Consider the following 13,601-nt stretch of genomic DNA (forward strand, 5'->3'; position numbering starts at 1 on the left):
CCCATGATTCCGCGCCCCGCCCCCAGACCGAAGAAGGATGCGACCATCGCGCTGATCAACATCGTCTTCCTGATGCTGATCTTCTTCCTGATCGCCGGCACCCTCGCCGCGCCGCTGGATCCGGATCTGCAACTGGTCGAGACGGGCGATCTCGAAGGCCGCGAGCCGCCGGATGCCTTGGTCCTCAAGGCCGACGGCAGTCTCACCTATCGCGGCGAACCGGTCACCGCCGAGGCGCACATCGCCGGGCTGGAGGACCTGTCCGCCATTCGCATCGTGCCGGACCGGGCGGCTGCGGCCGAAACCCTCGTCTCCGTCGCGGCCACCTTGCGCGACGCCGGGGCCGGAAAGGTCATTGTCGTGACAGAAAGGGCCCTGCAATGATCCCAGCCTCACGTCGTATCGCTACCGCCGCTCTGCTTGGCTCCGTCGCCCTCCACGCCTTCGGCGCCACACTCGGTCCGGGTCCGGACCCGGTTCAAATCGAAGGCGGCTCCGGTGCCGCAGTCGCCATGCTGGGCGACAATTTCGCCGATCTGACAGCCGGAACCGAAGCACCGGTAGAACCTGACGTGGCAGAGCCGTCGGAAACGCCGGAGACAACCGAGCACACTCAACCCGATCAGGTTCGCCCCGTGACCGAACCAGTGCAGCCCCGGACCCCGACACCGCCGACCGTCACGCCGCCCGCCGAGGCGCCACCGGTGGAGGTCACGGCGGCCCAGCCGGAACGCAGCGTCCCGGTGACCGCGGCTGAGCCGGTAACGGCCGTGGAAACCGCGCCGGTGGAAACAGTGCAACCGGCAGCCAACCAACCGGTCGAACCGGAACCGCAGGTGGCAGAACCGGTGACACCGGAGACGACCGTAACCGCCACCGATGCCCCACCCCGTCCGCGGACACGGCCGAAGGACTTTGCCGAAACCCTGCCCGAGCCTCCACCCGAACCGAAACAAACGCCCAGACGTGTCGTCGAGAAGCCGAAGCCACAACCCGCGGGCAACGCCCAGGCCAACGCCACGCGCGGCAGCACCCAAGGTGCCAGCACTGCCCGTGAAGCCAATGCCTCTACTGGCCAATCACGGGCGCAGGCGCAGGGCAATGCCGCCGCCTCCAATTATCCGGGTCAGGTGATGCGCAAGCTCACCGGCGTGCGTAAACCGCGCCTGCGGGCGCGCGGTACTGCCGTCGTGACGTTCACCGTTTCCAACAGTGGCGGGCTCGCCGGCCTCAGCCTCGCCAGCAGTTCCGGCTCCGGCGCACTGGACGAAGCAGCACTCGGCTGGGTCCGTCGTGCCGCGCCCTTCCCGCCACCTCCGCCCGGCTCTCAGCGTTCCTTCCGCGTCAGCATCAAGGGTACCTGAAAACCGCCGTAAGCCCGGCAGCCTTCAGACCTGCACGACCGGTTTGCCATTCTGGACGATAACCGCCGCATCGGTGCCGAACACGTCGCGCAGCAGGCCGGCATTGACGATTGCCCCCGGCGCACCCTGTGGCCCCAACCTCCCATTGCGCATGGTCACTATGTTGTCGGCGTAGCCACTTGCATAGTTGATGTCGTGCAGCACGATCACCACCGTCCGGGAGTGCTGCTCCGCCAACTCCCGCAACAGCGCCATCAATGCACGCGAGGCAGCGATGTCCAGGTTGTTGAGCGGCTCGTCGAGCAGAATGTAGCCGGTGTCTTGCGCGTAGGTCATTGCCACCAGCGCCCGTTGCCGCTGTCCACCGGAGAGCGTCGTCAACCGCCGCTGCGCCAGGTCTGTCAGGTCGAAAGTGGCCAGTGCCGCCTCGACAATTGCCCGATCTTCCGTCGATGGCCGCCCCTTGTGATAGGGATAGCGCCCGAAACTCACCAGTTCCCGAACCGTCAGCCGCAGGCCGATCTCATGGCTTTGCGGCAGGATCGACAGTTTCCGCGCCAACACGTCGCTGGCACAGACGCCAACTTCCAAACCGTCGACCGTGATGCGTCCCGTCTGCAGTGGCAGCAGGCGGGCGATCAGCGACAGCAGGGTCGACTTCCCGGCGCCATTCGGTCCGATCAGTGCCGTCACCTGCCCCTTCGGCAAGGTGAGGTCGATGTCGGCAAGAATGGGCTTGCCCTCGATTTCATATCGCACACCCTCAATCTCGATCATCGCACCCCTCTCCGCATCAGCACCACCAGAAACACCGCCCCGCCAATCAGGTCGATCACCACTGACAGCGGCGTCGCCAATCCAAGTATCCGCTCCAGAACGATCTGCCCGCCGACCAGCGTGATCCCCGCGATGAGCGCCGCCGCCGGCAGCATCACCGCGTGATTTGCTGAAGGCACCAGCAGGTACGCGAGGTTGACCACCAGCAATCCCAGGAACGCAACCGGCCCTACCAGCGCCGTCGAGGCAGCCACCAGCACAGAGATCAGCAGCAGTGCCTCCATCTGTCGCCGGCGCGGATCCACGCCGAGATTGATGGCCGCGTCATTGCCCAGCGCCAGTACGTCCAGCACATGGCGCAGCCGCCAGGCTCCGAAGACCGCAACACCGCAGACCGCGGCCGTTATTCCCAGCAACTCCGTCTCGATGGCATTGAACCGTGCAAAACTGTCCACCTGGATGACACTGTACTCGTTCGGATCGATCATCCGTGCCACCAGACCGCTGAGAGACCGGAACAGAACCCCGACGATCACCCCGGTGAGCACCATTCGCATCAGGTCCTCGCGGGAGCCTGACAGCAGGGTCGAGAACAGCGCGAGTGCACCCACTGTCAGCGCCACCAGCGTCACGAAGAACAATGTCAATTGCGAAAGGCCCAGATAGCTCTGCGCTCCGAGGAAGAACACCGCCAGCGACAGCAGCAGCACGTAGAGCGCATCGAACCCCATGATCGAGGGCGTCAGGATGCGGTTGCGGGTCACCGTCTGGAACAACAGCGTTGACGTCGCCACCGCCACGCCCACCACCAACAGTGCCGCCAGCTTTGCCCCTCGGAACGGCAGCACGAAACTCCAGCTGCCCCGTGCTCCGATCGTCATATAGAGGACGGAACACACAGCCAGCATCGCGGCCAGCACCAGCAGGCGCCTACCCTGCATCGCGCGCGGGCCTGTACAGCAACCAGAGGAACATCACCGTGCCGACCACGCCGAAGACGGTACCCACCGGAATCTCGAACGGGAACCGCAATACCCGCCCGATTACGTCCGAAACCAGTACCAGTGTGGCCCCCATCCAAGCCGTGACGGGCAATGTTGCCCTCAGGTCATCGCCCCATATCCGCGAGACAATGTTCGGCACCACCAGCCCGACGAAAGGGATCATGCCCACTGTCACCACCGTCAGTGCAGTGACGATGGCGATTGCCACCAGCCCCAGCAGCATCACCTGACGGTAGTTCAGGCCCAGGTTCACACTCACCGTCTGCCCCATGCCGACGATGGAGAATTGATCGGCGGCGAAATAGCTGATCAGGGCGACCAGCGCCGCCAGCCAGAGTAATTCGTACCGCCCCTGCAAGACGCCGGAGAACTCGCCGCTCATCCACACGTCGATGTATTGCAGCAAATCGGCCTGATAGGCGAAGAACGTCACAACCGCGCCAATGATCCCGCCGTAGGCCAGCCCCACCAGTGGAACGAAGAGCGGTTCTGTCGGCGGCAGGCGCCGCACGATCGCCAGGAACCCGAGGCTGGTTACCAGCGCGCAGGCCGCCGAAACCGCCATCTTCACCAGGATGGCTGCTCCCGGCGCGAACATCGTCACCAGCAGGATGCCCAGCGCCGCGCCCTGCCCGGTACCTGCGGTCATCGGTTCCACGAAGCGGTTGCGGACCAGCATCTGCATGATCGTGCCACAGATCGCCAGCGCCGAACCGGTGATCAGCACGGCGAACAGGCGCGGCGCCCGGCTCTGGATCATCAGCGGCAGTGCATCCGGGTTGGTCAAGAGATCGCCGGGGGTCAGATCGATCACCCCGACGAACAGGGACAGGATCGCCAGCGCCACCAGTCCTGCCACCGACAGAAGCTTGGAAAACAAGGGTCAGTTTCCGGGGAAAGCCGCCTGAATTTCATCCATGACAATGTTGAGGGACTGAATGCCACCTCCGGAAATGTAGACGGGCGCGGCACTCAGGAACACCACTTGGCCGCTCTTCCACGCCTTGGTGTCACGTATCAGTGCGTTGTCCAGGGTCGTCGCAGCACTGTCGCCCTCCTGCCCCGTGGCCGACAGGCGGTCGATCACCAGCAGGATGTCGGGATCGACCTCGCGGATGAATTCGAAGCTGATAGCCTCGCCATGTGTCGTCTGTTCGACAGCTTCCACGGCTTCCGGCAATTCCAGCGCCGTATGCAGCCAGCCGAACCGGCCCGCCGCGCCGTAGGCGGAAATCTTCGGCCCGTTGGTCAAAACGATCAGCGCGTTGCCCTTTCCGCCAACGGCGGCCTTTGCCGCCTCCAGCTTCGCCTCGAACTCCGCGTGCAATTCCGCCGCCTCATCTTCCTTGCCGAAGATCTTGCCATAGGCTTCCAGACGCGCCAGTCCCTGGCCGATCGTGTCCTCCCAGATCGTCATGTCCAGCGTTGGAGCCAGCTTCGCCAGATTCGGCACCTGTTCCTGCGAACGCCCGCCCGCGATGATCAGATCCGGCTGCAAGGCGTTGACCGCTTCGAAATCCGGCTCGAACAGCGAGCCGACAGGCTCCGTCCCCTCGGCGGCATCCTCCAGAAATGGCAGGTAATACGGCCGCACCAGCCCTGTCGGCTTCACCCCCAGCGCATCGAGCGTATCGAGCGCAGCGATGTCGAACACGGCAATTGTTTCGGGTGCCGTCTCCACCGCCACTGGTCCGGCATAAGTTTCGACGGTTACTTCCTCGGCAACCGCGGGTGCGGCAGCCAGCGTCAACGCAAGCGCAAGTTTTCTGAGCATATCAAGGCTTCCCCATGGCATTGGATGGCTCGTTTGCACTGGCTCTCCGGTTTGGGTCTTCCTACTGCCGCCTTTTTGCGGAGTCCAGCGTACCTGATAATTTCAGTCGGAAAAGGTAGTGTCCGCCCCTCCGGATTCGCGGTCACGTCCAGCGGCGCACGGGAAAAACCGTTGGATTCAAATGTGAGAATGCGGCTTTCCCTACGTCCGCACTCCGTCACCCAACTGTCATTCAACCGTCATCAAAGCTTCCATCAGCCCTCGTATTGCGCCTAAGATCAGGCACCATTCAACATGAGGGGGATTCCATGCCAATCACACGCCGTTCCGCAATGAAGCTCACGGCCGTTGGCGTCGCCACACCTGCCGTTCTGCGCGCCACGGACGCGCTCGCGTCATCGGGCACCGTCAAGGTCTTCGCTTGGCAGGATTACGTCCAGCCCAACATCGCCGAGAAGTTCGAGGCCGATACCGGTATCACGCTGGAACTGACGACATTCGGTTCCAACGATGAAGCCGAATCCACCGTCCGCGCCAACGGCGGCAAGGGCTTCGATGTCGTTTTCCCGACGATCACCAACGCCGGCAACTACACTGATGACGCCGGTGAGAGCTTCTTCGCCCCCATCCCCGCCGCCGTCAACAGCGGCAACGTAATACCCTCCTTCCTGCGTGACAGCGCCGGTCTCGGCGGTGTGCAGAACGGCGAACAGATCGTGCTGCCGTTCGACTGGGGCACCGAAGGCATCACGCTCAACCGCGCCGAACTGAACATCTCGGACGCCGATCTCTCCTTCGGTGATCTATGGCGTCCGGAGGCGGCCGGCAAAGCTGCCTTCCGCCAGAAATCCGCGCTTTTCGGTGCCGGCCTCTACCTAGACGCCACGGGCGAGGTGCCTTCCAACCGGATGCTGGATGTCTACAAATCCGAGGAAGATGCCCGCCGGGTCTTCGGCGACATCGCCCGGTTCATCGTCGCCAACAAGCAGAACTTCGGCGCCTTCTGGAACAACGCCACGGAGGCCACGTCCGCGTTCAAGGAAGCGGGCTGCGTCATTGGACAGACATGGGACACAACGGGTCTCCTGCTCAGCCGCGAAAACAGCGATTATGTTTATCGCGCGCCCAAGGAAGGCATCATCACCTGGCTCGACAGCTTCGGTATCCTCAAGGGTGCGGATAACTACGATCAGGCCGTCGAATTCATGAACTTCATGCTTCAGCCCGAAGTAGGTGGCATGTTCGCCAACAACACCGGCTACAACTCCGCCGTCACCGGCGCGGCGGACTTCGCATCTGACGAGTACAAGGCGCAGTTCAACGACACCTACACGCAATCGGTGCTTGGCAACATGTGGTGGTGGCAGGCAGAACCACCGTTCCTCGCACCCGTTCAGAACGAGTTCGTCGAAGTCATCACCAACGCCTGATCCACACAGGTTCAGGGTGGCCCGCAAATAGGGCCACCCGTTTCACGTCAGGGGGAGCCATGCACGGCAAGGATGTGCGCCTTGAGGGCGTTTCCATCACCTATCCCAACGGGTTCACGGCGGTTCAACCAACCGATCTCGAAGTCCGCGCCGCCGAATTCTTCTCCATCCTCGGCCCCTCCGGCTGCGGCAAGACGACGATCCTGCGCACCGTCTCGGGCTTCGTCGAGCCGACGGCGGGCCGCGTGCTCATCGGCGGCGAAGATCAGGCCGGAATCGGCCCCAACAAGCGCCCCACCGCGCTTATCTTTCAGAATCTGGCGCTGTTCCCACTCATGAAAATCTGGGAAAACGTCGCCTTCGGTCTGGAGGCCCGCGGCGTTTCCCGCCGCGCCCGCCGCGCCAAGGCCGAAGAATTGCTCAGTCTCGTTGCCCTCGCGGATCAGGCCGACAAGACACCGGGTGAACTTTCGGGCGGTCAGCGACAGCGCGTCGCCATCGCCCGTGCCCTCGCCGTCGAACCGGCAGTGCTGTTGCTGGACGAGCCCTTGTCTGCACTGGATCTGAAGTTGCGCCAGCATATGCGGGCGGAATTGCGCGCGATCCAACAGAAGACCGGGGTCACTTTCATTTACATCACACACGATCAGGGTGAGGCACTGACAATGTCGGACCGGATCGCCGTCATGAACAACGGCGTGGTCGAGCAGGTCGGAACCGGCGATGACGTTTATGCTGCCCCAACCTCCGCCTTCGTCGCCTCGTTTGTGGGCGAGGCCAACCAGTTTCCGGGCCGTATCACAGCCACCGAAGGCGGCATGGCGCAGATTGAAACCGCCCACGGCCAATTCACCGGCCGAAACACCACCGGTCTGCGAGAGGGCGATGCCGCGATCCTGTTCGTCCGGCCGGAGCGTCTGGGCTTCGGCGGCGACTTCTCCAACACGCTTCACGCCCGGATGGAGCGGCGCGACCTGGAGGGTGCCTTCGTCAACTATGCTTTGCGCACGGACACCGGCCACAGCCTCATGATGCACCAGACAAACGCGGGCATGACCACCGCTCCGTCCGATAGCGTCACCAGAATCGGCTTTGACGCAGACAGTGCCCTTGTTCTGCCCGAAGGGCCTGTCGCCCGCACCGGCGCGGAGATCGCAGCGCAATGAGTGGGCTGCTGCGCGGCTACGGGCGTGGCCTCACCGCCACTTTCTTCGCCCTCGTGGCCGCCTGGGCGCTGCTGCTAATCGCCTTCCCGCAAATTACCATGCTCGAACGGGCACTCACGGCTCCGAAACGCCAACTTGACAGTTCCATCGCCCTGCAACTTTCCCGCGATGCCAGCACCTGCATATCCGTACTTGAAACCAATGCAGCGGCAGCGGCGGCACCCGCTCCGTCCGGCGGCCTCACCGTCCCTTCGCCATCGGGTGTGGCCGTTCCATCGCCGTCCGGCATCGGCGTTCCGTCGTCCTCCGGCATGGCGGTCCCGTCCGCCAGCGGCGGCAGCGATCGTCCTTATGTCCTGCAATGTGACCGCGCCAGCACCCACACCCGTCTCGTGCGGGATGACGGCATCATCGCCTGGCTGGACGAAACCTATGACATTCCCACACTCACCGTTCCGCAGGACGCCTCCGTCGAGGAGCAGAAGGAAGTCGCCTCTGAAATCTCCGCCCTGAGCCAAGACCTCTACAGCACGTTGCGTCAGAGGGAGGCCAACGCCTTTCCCTTCACGCTTGCAAATTTCAACGCTCTCACAGCCCCGCGCCTCATTCCGATCTCACCTGAACAGAAGGCAGTGGAGGATGCGCAATTCGGCACCCGCCTCCTCTCCCTCTCGGGGCTGAGATATGAGCGTGACGGCGAGGTCTACATGCGCCTCGGCCTAGTGACCCTGGCCCGTACACTCGTCTTCGCCATTCTCGCCACCGCCCTCGCCCTCGTCATCTGCTACCCCATCGCCTACAAGGTCGCGCTCGCCACCCCGCCAAAACAAGCTGTCTGGCTGTTTCTTGGCCTGATCATCCCCTATGCCATCGTCGAGTTGATGCGCATTTACGCTTGGACAACGATCATTGACACTCAGGGGCTTATCAACGGCCTCCTCGGCAGTCTCGGCCTGATCTCGGAGCCGATACCGTTCAAGCGCTTCCCCGCTACGGTCTTCGTGGTAATCGTCTACACCTATGTGCTGTTCATGGTCTTTCCGATCTACAACGTGATGTCGACGCTGGACAGAAACCAGATCGAGGCCGCCCGAGACCTCGGCGCCACTTCCCTGCGTGTACACCGGCGTATCGTCATTCCCCACGCCAAGCCCGGCATCGCCGTCGGCTGCATCGCCACTTTCATGCTTGCCGCCGGTGCCTTCTCCGTTCCGCGCATTATCTCGCGCGGGCTGCAGGCGGAATGGTTCAGCCAGACGATCTACAGCAAGTTCTTCGAGAGCGAAAACTCCAACATCGGCGCCGCCTACTCCTTCGCCTACACCATTCTCTGCTTCGTTATCGTCGGCCTGTTCATGTGGATCATGCGCACCCGCCTGAAGGACTTCGCGAGGAGCCAATGACGTCCGACCGCCTCCTTACCCTCTACACCTGGGCCTTCCTGATCTTCATGTTCGGGCCGCTGATCCTGATGATCATCTCGTCGTTCAACGACATCTCACCCCCCTCCGTCACCGACTGGCAGGGCCTGACCGGCAAATGGTACGCCTATTTCTGGATGCCGGAGGAGGCACTGCGGGCAGACCCCGTGCTGCGCTCGCTCGACCGGCCGCGTTTCATCGCCTGTTTCGGAAATTCTCTGAAAGTTGCGGCTATTGTCGTGCCTTTGGCCCTGGCACTGGGGCTCGCTGGCGCTGTTCTGCTCACCCGCTGGCGCAGCCGTGCCAACGGTGTACTCTGGTGGGTGCTGCTGTCGCCGATGCTTGCTCCCGGCATCGTTCTCGGCCTTTCCGCCCTCGTCTTCTGGGGGCGTCTCGGCGTCAGCGCCGGACTGTTCACCATCATCATGGCGCAGGTCACCTTCATCGCCGGCTACCCGATGCTGATCCTCATGGCCCGTCTTCAGCGTCAGCCGGTGGAGCTGGAGGAAGCGGCACTGGATCTCGGGGCCACGCCCATGCGCGTCTTCCGCCGCCTCACCCTGCCTTATCTCTTCCCGGCACTCGCCTCCGCCGCCGTCATCGCCTTCATGGCGTCGATGGAGAATTACAACACCACCATGTTCGCGAAGGGCGGTGCCTGCACCTTCGCCACCGAGATCGGCGCGATGGCCCGCAATCCCAACGGTCACCCGCCGGTAATCAATGCCGTTGGCACCGTCATCATCCTGCTCACCGTGTCCGCGGCCCTCGCCCACACATTCCTTCTGTCGCGTGAGGCGCAGGACAAGTGATCCGCGCCCGCTGCCACCCCGCACTGGAAGCCATACTGCCAAAGCCGGTACCTGCGAAGTCAGCCCTACCCGACTGGTTTCGATCCATGCCCTCTGAATCGGTGGCGGACAGCCTCGGGGGCGCTTCCGTCCGCACCCTCAAGCATTGCCCGCCCTTCATCGACGCACTCTCCACCGGCATTCTGATGCCCCTTGCCGCCGACCTCCGGTTCGACGACGGACATGTTTCGTGGGACTGGGATCCACCGTTCCTGCCCGACACCGCCCTCGCCCGCGCACCCGTCTCCGTCCACGTGCCGGAACAAGCCAGCGGCGCGCCGCTCGAAGACACCATTCTCAAGTTCATGAATTTCTGGGCTTTGGAGACCCCGCCCGGCTGGTCGCTGCTCTTCACGCATCCGCTCAACCGAGAGGACCTGCCGTTCCGCACCCTCTCCGGTCTCGTCGATTGCGATAGCTTTGCTGACGGCTACGTGCATTTTCCGGCACTTTGGCTGCAACCCGGCTTCTCAGGCATCCTGCCCGCCGGCACGCCGGTCGCACAGGTCATCGCCGTCCCACGTGACGGCAGCGGGCTGATCGTCGAAACCATGACCGATGGCCAGATTTCCGTGAACCGACAGGTGCAGGAAGCCATAGGCGCCGAACCCGGCGTCTACCGCAAACGCTTCCGCCACTAGAAGCGGAGCGGCAACCGCCCCTTGGAAGCCCGCACAGACGCAACGATCGCGTGTTGCCGCCGCGCCGGATCATCCCAAAGCTCCGCCCGCAGGCTCTCGGCCTCCGGCTGCCTCCCCTCTGCCGCCGCCCGGTACAACAGCATATCCACCTCCGGATCCGTGCCCTGCAACGGCAGCAATGCTTCCCATGCGTCCGCCACCCGGCCCAGCCGCAGCGCCACCCGGCCGAAATTGCGCCGCGCGTCACCATCCTCCGGCACCAACATCAGGGCACGCCCGAACGCATCGGCCGCCTCCGTCAGATCACCTGCTTCCAGGGTAGCGCGGCCAAGCTCGAACCATGCATTCGCGTGCCCGGGTTCCACCTCCACCGCCTGCCGAAGCCTCTTGCGGGCCGGCGCCCACTTACCCTGCTCCATCATCACCTTGCCCAGATTGTAGAAAACCGCCGCCGGTGCGTCCTTTCGCTCCGCCGCCCGTTTCAGCATCCGTTCCGCAGCCGGCCAGTCGTGTCGCGCCAGCAGGTCCGGCAATTTCTCCAGTCCTTGCATGGTGACGACAATGTTGCATCCGTTTCCGCTTGGCAATGGCGTCACAATAGCATTGCAATACCACGGTAGTTACGGTCGCCAACGGAAAGCCTGCGATGATACCCTCTGTCTTCACCAGTCCCGGTCGCTTCTGGCGCGGCAACCTTCACACCCATTCGACCCTGTCGGACGGCGTACTCGACCCGGCCGAGGTCTGCCGTCGCTATCAGGCCGAAGGCTACGACTTCATTGCCCTCACCGACCATTTCATCGGCTGTTTCGGATATCCGATCGCCGACACGCGTCCTTGCAGAAACGATGCCTTCACCACATTGCTCGGGGCAGAAATCCACTCTGGCGCCATGGAGAACGGCGATCTTTGGCACATTCTCGCCGTTGGCCTGCCGCAGGACTTTACCCCGCCCGATGCGCCGGATTTTCAGGCCACCGCGGATCAGGAGTCCGGCCCGGCCATCGCCGCGCGCGCCCGCAAGGCCGGGGCCTTCGTCGCCATCGCCCACCCGCAGTGGTCCGGCCTGACACTTTCCGACGCCGCCAGCATTGAGGCCGCGCACGCTGTGGAGGTCTACAACCACGGCTGCGCGATTGGCGCCGAACGGCCAGACGGCTTCCACACGCTTGACCTTCTGCTCTCGCAGGGGCGCGACCTGACGCTGATCGCCACCGACGACGCACATTTCACCGAACCGGATCATTTTGGTGGATGGGTAATGGTCAAGGCGGAGCAGAACACGCCAGAGACACTGCTCACAGCGCTGAAGTCCGGCAACTTCTATTCCTCGCAGGGTCCGGAACTGCGAGGAATCGAAGTCAGCGCCGATACCATCACGGTCACGTCTTCAGCTGTCAGCCGCGTCATCGTTCAGGGCCATGGTTGCGCCGCCGTCGCTCATCACGGCCACTCGCTCACCCGCGCCGAGATCCCTCTCGGCCGCTTCACCGGCAGCCCGTGGCTGCGCGTTACCATCGCGGACGCCGCCGGGCGTCGCGCTTGGAGCAACCCGCTCCACCTCTGACGACACAAACGCCGGAAATTATGCACTCCTCAAGCGCGGCCTTGAGGCCTTTCTTTTCCGATCTTTGCGGGCATTCACGCTTGCATTGCCGCCACATCACTGCATAATCTTCACCAATAAGCGGAATCAACGCAATCAGGGGGAAATTTTGCAAAGTGTTGGCGAGGCCTTTTCCCTGGCAATATCGCTGGTCCTTTCCGGCGATCCCGACCTGCTGGAAATCGTCCTGCTGTCCCTCCGCGTCAGCCTCACCGCCACCATCGTCGCCGCCGCGATAGGCCTGCCGCTCGGCGCCCTAATCGCCATCAGCCGTTTTCGCGGCCGGAACGTCCTTCTCATCCTGATGAACGCCCTCATGGGCTTGCCGCCGGTGGTTGTCGGCCTCCTCGTCTACATCCACTTTTCCCGCGCCGGACCGCTCGGCTTTCTCGGCCTGCTCTACACCCCGACAGTGATGATCATCGCCCAGACGATCCTGATCACCCCCATCGTCGCCGCTCTCTCGCGACAGGTGTTGGAGGATTTGCATGCCGAATACGCCGAACAGTTTCGCTCGCTCTGCCTCGGTCGCTGGCAATCGGTTCAGGCTTTGCTCTGGGATGCCCGTTACTCTCTCCTCACCGTCGGTCTTGCCGGCTTCGGCCGCGCCGTGGCGGAAGTCGGCGCTGTCATCATCGTCGGTGGCAACATCGACCATCTGACCCGTGTGATGACCACTGCCATCGCGTTGGAAACGTCCAAGGGTGATCTTCCACTGGCTCTCGCTCTCGGCATCATCCTCATGACAATCGCCCTTGGCGTGAATGCCGCCGTGCAGGCTGTGCGCCTGACAGCGCTGAGGCAGGCCTATGTCTGAGGTAATCTCCCTGCGCGTCGCCGCACCGGGCACGCAGCGCGCGTCTGAGCTGCTGCCTCTCACGGTTGAGGGATTGACCCTCGCGTTCGGGGCTGAAATCGTACTCAACGCTCTGGATCTGGAACTCGGGCCCGAAGGCTGCACCGTCATCATGGGTCCGAACGGTGCCGGCAAGAGCCTGCTCCTCAAGGCCCTCCACGGCCTCATCCCCCCGACCGCCGGGCGGATCGACTGGAATGGTACGCCCGCAGCGCAGGCCACGCGCAGACAGGCGCTCGTCTTCCAGAAGCCCGTGCTCCTGCGCCGCTCCGTTGCGGCCAACCTTGATTTCGTCCTCAAGGCCCGCGGCAAGGATCCGGCCCGCCGCGCCGAACTCCTCGCCCGCACGGGCCTCGCCCACAAGGCCAGCCAGCCTGCGCGCCTCCTGTCCGGCGGTGAAGCCCAGCGCCTCGCGCTCGCCCGTGCCCTCGCCACCGATCCGGAGATCCTCTTCCTCGACGAACCCACCGCCAGCCTCGATCCGGCGTCTGTGCTGGCCATCGAAGGTATGGTCACCGCCGCGCGGGATCAGGGCACCCGTATCATCTTCGTCACCCATGATATCGGGCAGGCCCGCCGCATGGCCGACGATGTCGTCTTCATCCACCGAGGCCGCGTTGCCGAACACCGGCCCGCGCCCGCCTTTTTCAACGCCCCGCACAGCGAGGCGGCACGCAATTACGTCAATGGCAGGATCGTCGTCTGAACGAT

The 13,601-nt window shown here is 63.6% G+C and carries 15 protein-coding genes; 10 read left to right on the top strand and 5 right to left on the bottom strand.

Features of this window, described 5'->3' with window-relative positions:
* The first annotated feature begins 3 nt into the window (after nt 1-3).
* Nucleotides 4-384 (top strand): ExbD/TolR family protein, encoded by a 381-nt coding sequence (locus GO499_RS08010; RefSeq protein WP_161861711.1) that lies wholly within the window; start codon nt 4-6, stop codon nt 382-384.
* A complete protein-coding gene (locus GO499_RS08015) occupies nt 381-1,364 on the top strand; it encodes a TonB family protein (protein ID WP_161861712.1) in 984 nt (327 codons plus the stop codon). Before GO499_RS08010 ends, GO499_RS08015 begins: the two co-directional genes overlap by 4 nt.
* 24 nt (nt 1,365-1,388) lie before the next feature.
* On the opposite strand, the gene GO499_RS08020 is transcribed toward GO499_RS08015, so the two are convergent.
* From GO499_RS08020 to GO499_RS08035, 4 genes are read right to left on the bottom strand one after another with little or no spacing between them, the layout of a single operon-like run.
* A complete protein-coding gene (locus GO499_RS08020; RefSeq protein WP_161861713.1) occupies nt 1,389-2,141 on the bottom strand; it encodes an iron ABC transporter ATP-binding protein in 753 nt (250 codons plus the stop codon).
* Nucleotides 2,138-3,082 carry an iron chelate uptake ABC transporter family permease subunit gene (locus GO499_RS08025; protein WP_161861714.1) on the bottom strand — a complete coding sequence of 315 codons (945 nt, stop codon included), beginning with the start codon at nt 3,080-3,082 and terminating at the stop codon, nt 2,138-2,140. The genes GO499_RS08020 and GO499_RS08025 overlap by 4 nt, the downstream gene beginning before the upstream one ends.
* Nucleotides 3,072-4,025: an ABC transporter permease gene (locus tag GO499_RS08030; protein WP_161861715.1), complete on the bottom strand. Its 954-nt coding sequence runs from the start codon at nt 4,023-4,025 to the stop codon at nt 3,072-3,074. Before GO499_RS08030 ends, GO499_RS08025 begins: the two co-directional genes overlap by 11 nt.
* A gap of 3 nt (nt 4,026-4,028) precedes the next feature.
* The gene (locus GO499_RS08035; protein WP_161861716.1) at nt 4,029-4,919 is read right to left on the bottom strand and encodes a siderophore ABC transporter substrate-binding protein; all 891 of its coding nucleotides are present in this window, start codon (nt 4,917-4,919) and stop codon (nt 4,029-4,031) included.
* A 308-nt stretch (nt 4,920-5,227) separates the two neighbouring features.
* Here GO499_RS08035 and GO499_RS08040 point away from each other — a divergent pair, with 308 nt between their 5' ends.
* From GO499_RS08040 to GO499_RS08060, 5 genes are read left to right on the top strand one after another with little or no spacing between them, the layout of a single operon-like run.
* A complete protein-coding gene (locus GO499_RS08040) occupies nt 5,228-6,349 on the top strand; it encodes an extracellular solute-binding protein (RefSeq protein WP_161861717.1) in 1,122 nt (373 codons plus the stop codon).
* Between the two features lie 59 nt (nt 6,350-6,408).
* Complete coding sequence (locus GO499_RS08045; protein WP_161861718.1) at nt 6,409-7,515, top strand: ABC transporter ATP-binding protein; 1,107 nt, start codon at nt 6,409-6,411, stop codon at nt 7,513-7,515.
* Nucleotides 7,512-8,918, top strand: a complete 1,407-nt coding sequence (locus GO499_RS08050; protein WP_161861719.1) for an ABC transporter permease — start codon at nt 7,512-7,514, stop codon at nt 8,916-8,918. The genes GO499_RS08045 and GO499_RS08050 overlap by 4 nt, the downstream gene beginning before the upstream one ends.
* Nucleotides 8,915-9,748 (top strand): ABC transporter permease, encoded by an 834-nt coding sequence (locus GO499_RS08055; protein ID WP_161861720.1) that lies wholly within the window; start codon nt 8,915-8,917, stop codon nt 9,746-9,748. Before GO499_RS08050 ends, GO499_RS08055 begins: the two co-directional genes overlap by 4 nt.
* Nucleotides 9,745-10,428 (top strand): hypothetical protein, encoded by a 684-nt coding sequence (locus GO499_RS08060; RefSeq protein WP_161861721.1) that lies wholly within the window; start codon nt 9,745-9,747, stop codon nt 10,426-10,428. The genes GO499_RS08055 and GO499_RS08060 overlap by 4 nt, the downstream gene beginning before the upstream one ends.
* On the opposite strand, the gene GO499_RS08065 is transcribed toward GO499_RS08060, so the two are convergent.
* Nucleotides 10,425-10,979: a tetratricopeptide repeat protein gene (locus GO499_RS08065; RefSeq protein WP_161861722.1), complete on the bottom strand. Its 555-nt coding sequence runs from the start codon at nt 10,977-10,979 to the stop codon at nt 10,425-10,427. The genes GO499_RS08060 and GO499_RS08065 overlap by 4 nt on opposite strands.
* A gap of 95 nt (nt 10,980-11,074) precedes the next feature.
* Here GO499_RS08065 and GO499_RS08070 point away from each other — a divergent pair, with 95 nt between their 5' ends.
* The 3 genes from GO499_RS08070 (at nt 11,075) to GO499_RS08080 (ending at nt 13,596) form a co-directional block, all read left to right on the top strand.
* Entirely contained in the window at nt 11,075-11,995 is a 921-nt protein-coding gene (locus GO499_RS08070; protein ID WP_161861723.1) for a PHP domain-containing protein, read from the top strand.
* 148 nt (nt 11,996-12,143) lie between these two features.
* Nucleotides 12,144-12,851 carry an ABC transporter permease gene (locus GO499_RS08075; RefSeq protein WP_161861724.1) on the top strand — a complete coding sequence of 236 codons (708 nt, stop codon included), beginning with the start codon at nt 12,144-12,146 and terminating at the stop codon, nt 12,849-12,851.
* Nucleotides 12,844-13,596: an ATP-binding cassette domain-containing protein gene (locus GO499_RS08080; RefSeq protein ID WP_161861725.1), complete on the top strand. Its 753-nt coding sequence runs from the start codon at nt 12,844-12,846 to the stop codon at nt 13,594-13,596. The genes GO499_RS08075 and GO499_RS08080 overlap by 8 nt, the downstream gene beginning before the upstream one ends.
* The last annotated feature ends 5 nt before the right edge of the window (nt 13,597-13,601 follow it).

This window comes from Algicella marina, from assembly GCF_009931615.1.
Lineage (GTDB): Bacteria > Pseudomonadota > Alphaproteobacteria > Rhodobacterales > Rhodobacteraceae > Algicella > Algicella marina.

Bases quoted from the DNA above. Each gene is read 5' to 3' on its own strand.
- GO499_RS08010 (WP_161861711.1), top strand. From the start codon at position 4: ATGATTCCGCGCCCCGCCCCCAGACCGAAGAAGGATGCGACCATCGCG.
- GO499_RS08050 (WP_161861719.1), top strand. From the start codon at position 7,512: ATGAGTGGGCTGCTGCGCGGCTACGGGCGTGGCCTCACCGCCACTTTC.
- GO499_RS08035 (WP_161861716.1), bottom strand. From the start codon at position 4,919: ATGCTCAGAAAACTTGCGCTTGCGTTGACGCTGGCTGCCGCACCCGCG.
- GO499_RS08055 (WP_161861720.1), top strand. From the start codon at position 8,915: ATGACGTCCGACCGCCTCCTTACCCTCTACACCTGGGCCTTCCTGATC.
- GO499_RS08015 (WP_161861712.1), top strand. From the start codon at position 381: ATGATCCCAGCCTCACGTCGTATCGCTACCGCCGCTCTGCTTGGCTCC.
- GO499_RS08080 (WP_161861725.1), top strand. From the start codon at position 12,844: ATGTCTGAGGTAATCTCCCTGCGCGTCGCCGCACCGGGCACGCAGCGC.
- GO499_RS08045 (WP_161861718.1), top strand. From the start codon at position 6,409: ATGCACGGCAAGGATGTGCGCCTTGAGGGCGTTTCCATCACCTATCCC.
- GO499_RS08040 (WP_161861717.1), top strand. From the start codon at position 5,228: ATGCCAATCACACGCCGTTCCGCAATGAAGCTCACGGCCGTTGGCGTC.
- GO499_RS08070 (WP_161861723.1), top strand. From the start codon at position 11,075: ATGATACCCTCTGTCTTCACCAGTCCCGGTCGCTTCTGGCGCGGCAAC.
- GO499_RS08020 (WP_161861713.1), bottom strand. From the start codon at position 2,141: ATGATCGAGATTGAGGGTGTGCGATATGAAATCGAGGGCAAGCCCATT.
- GO499_RS08025 (WP_161861714.1), bottom strand. From the start codon at position 3,082: ATGCAGGGTAGGCGCCTGCTGGTGCTGGCCGCGATGCTGGCTGTGTGT.
- GO499_RS08065 (WP_161861722.1), bottom strand. From the start codon at position 10,979: ATGCAAGGACTGGAGAAATTGCCGGACCTGCTGGCGCGACACGACTGG.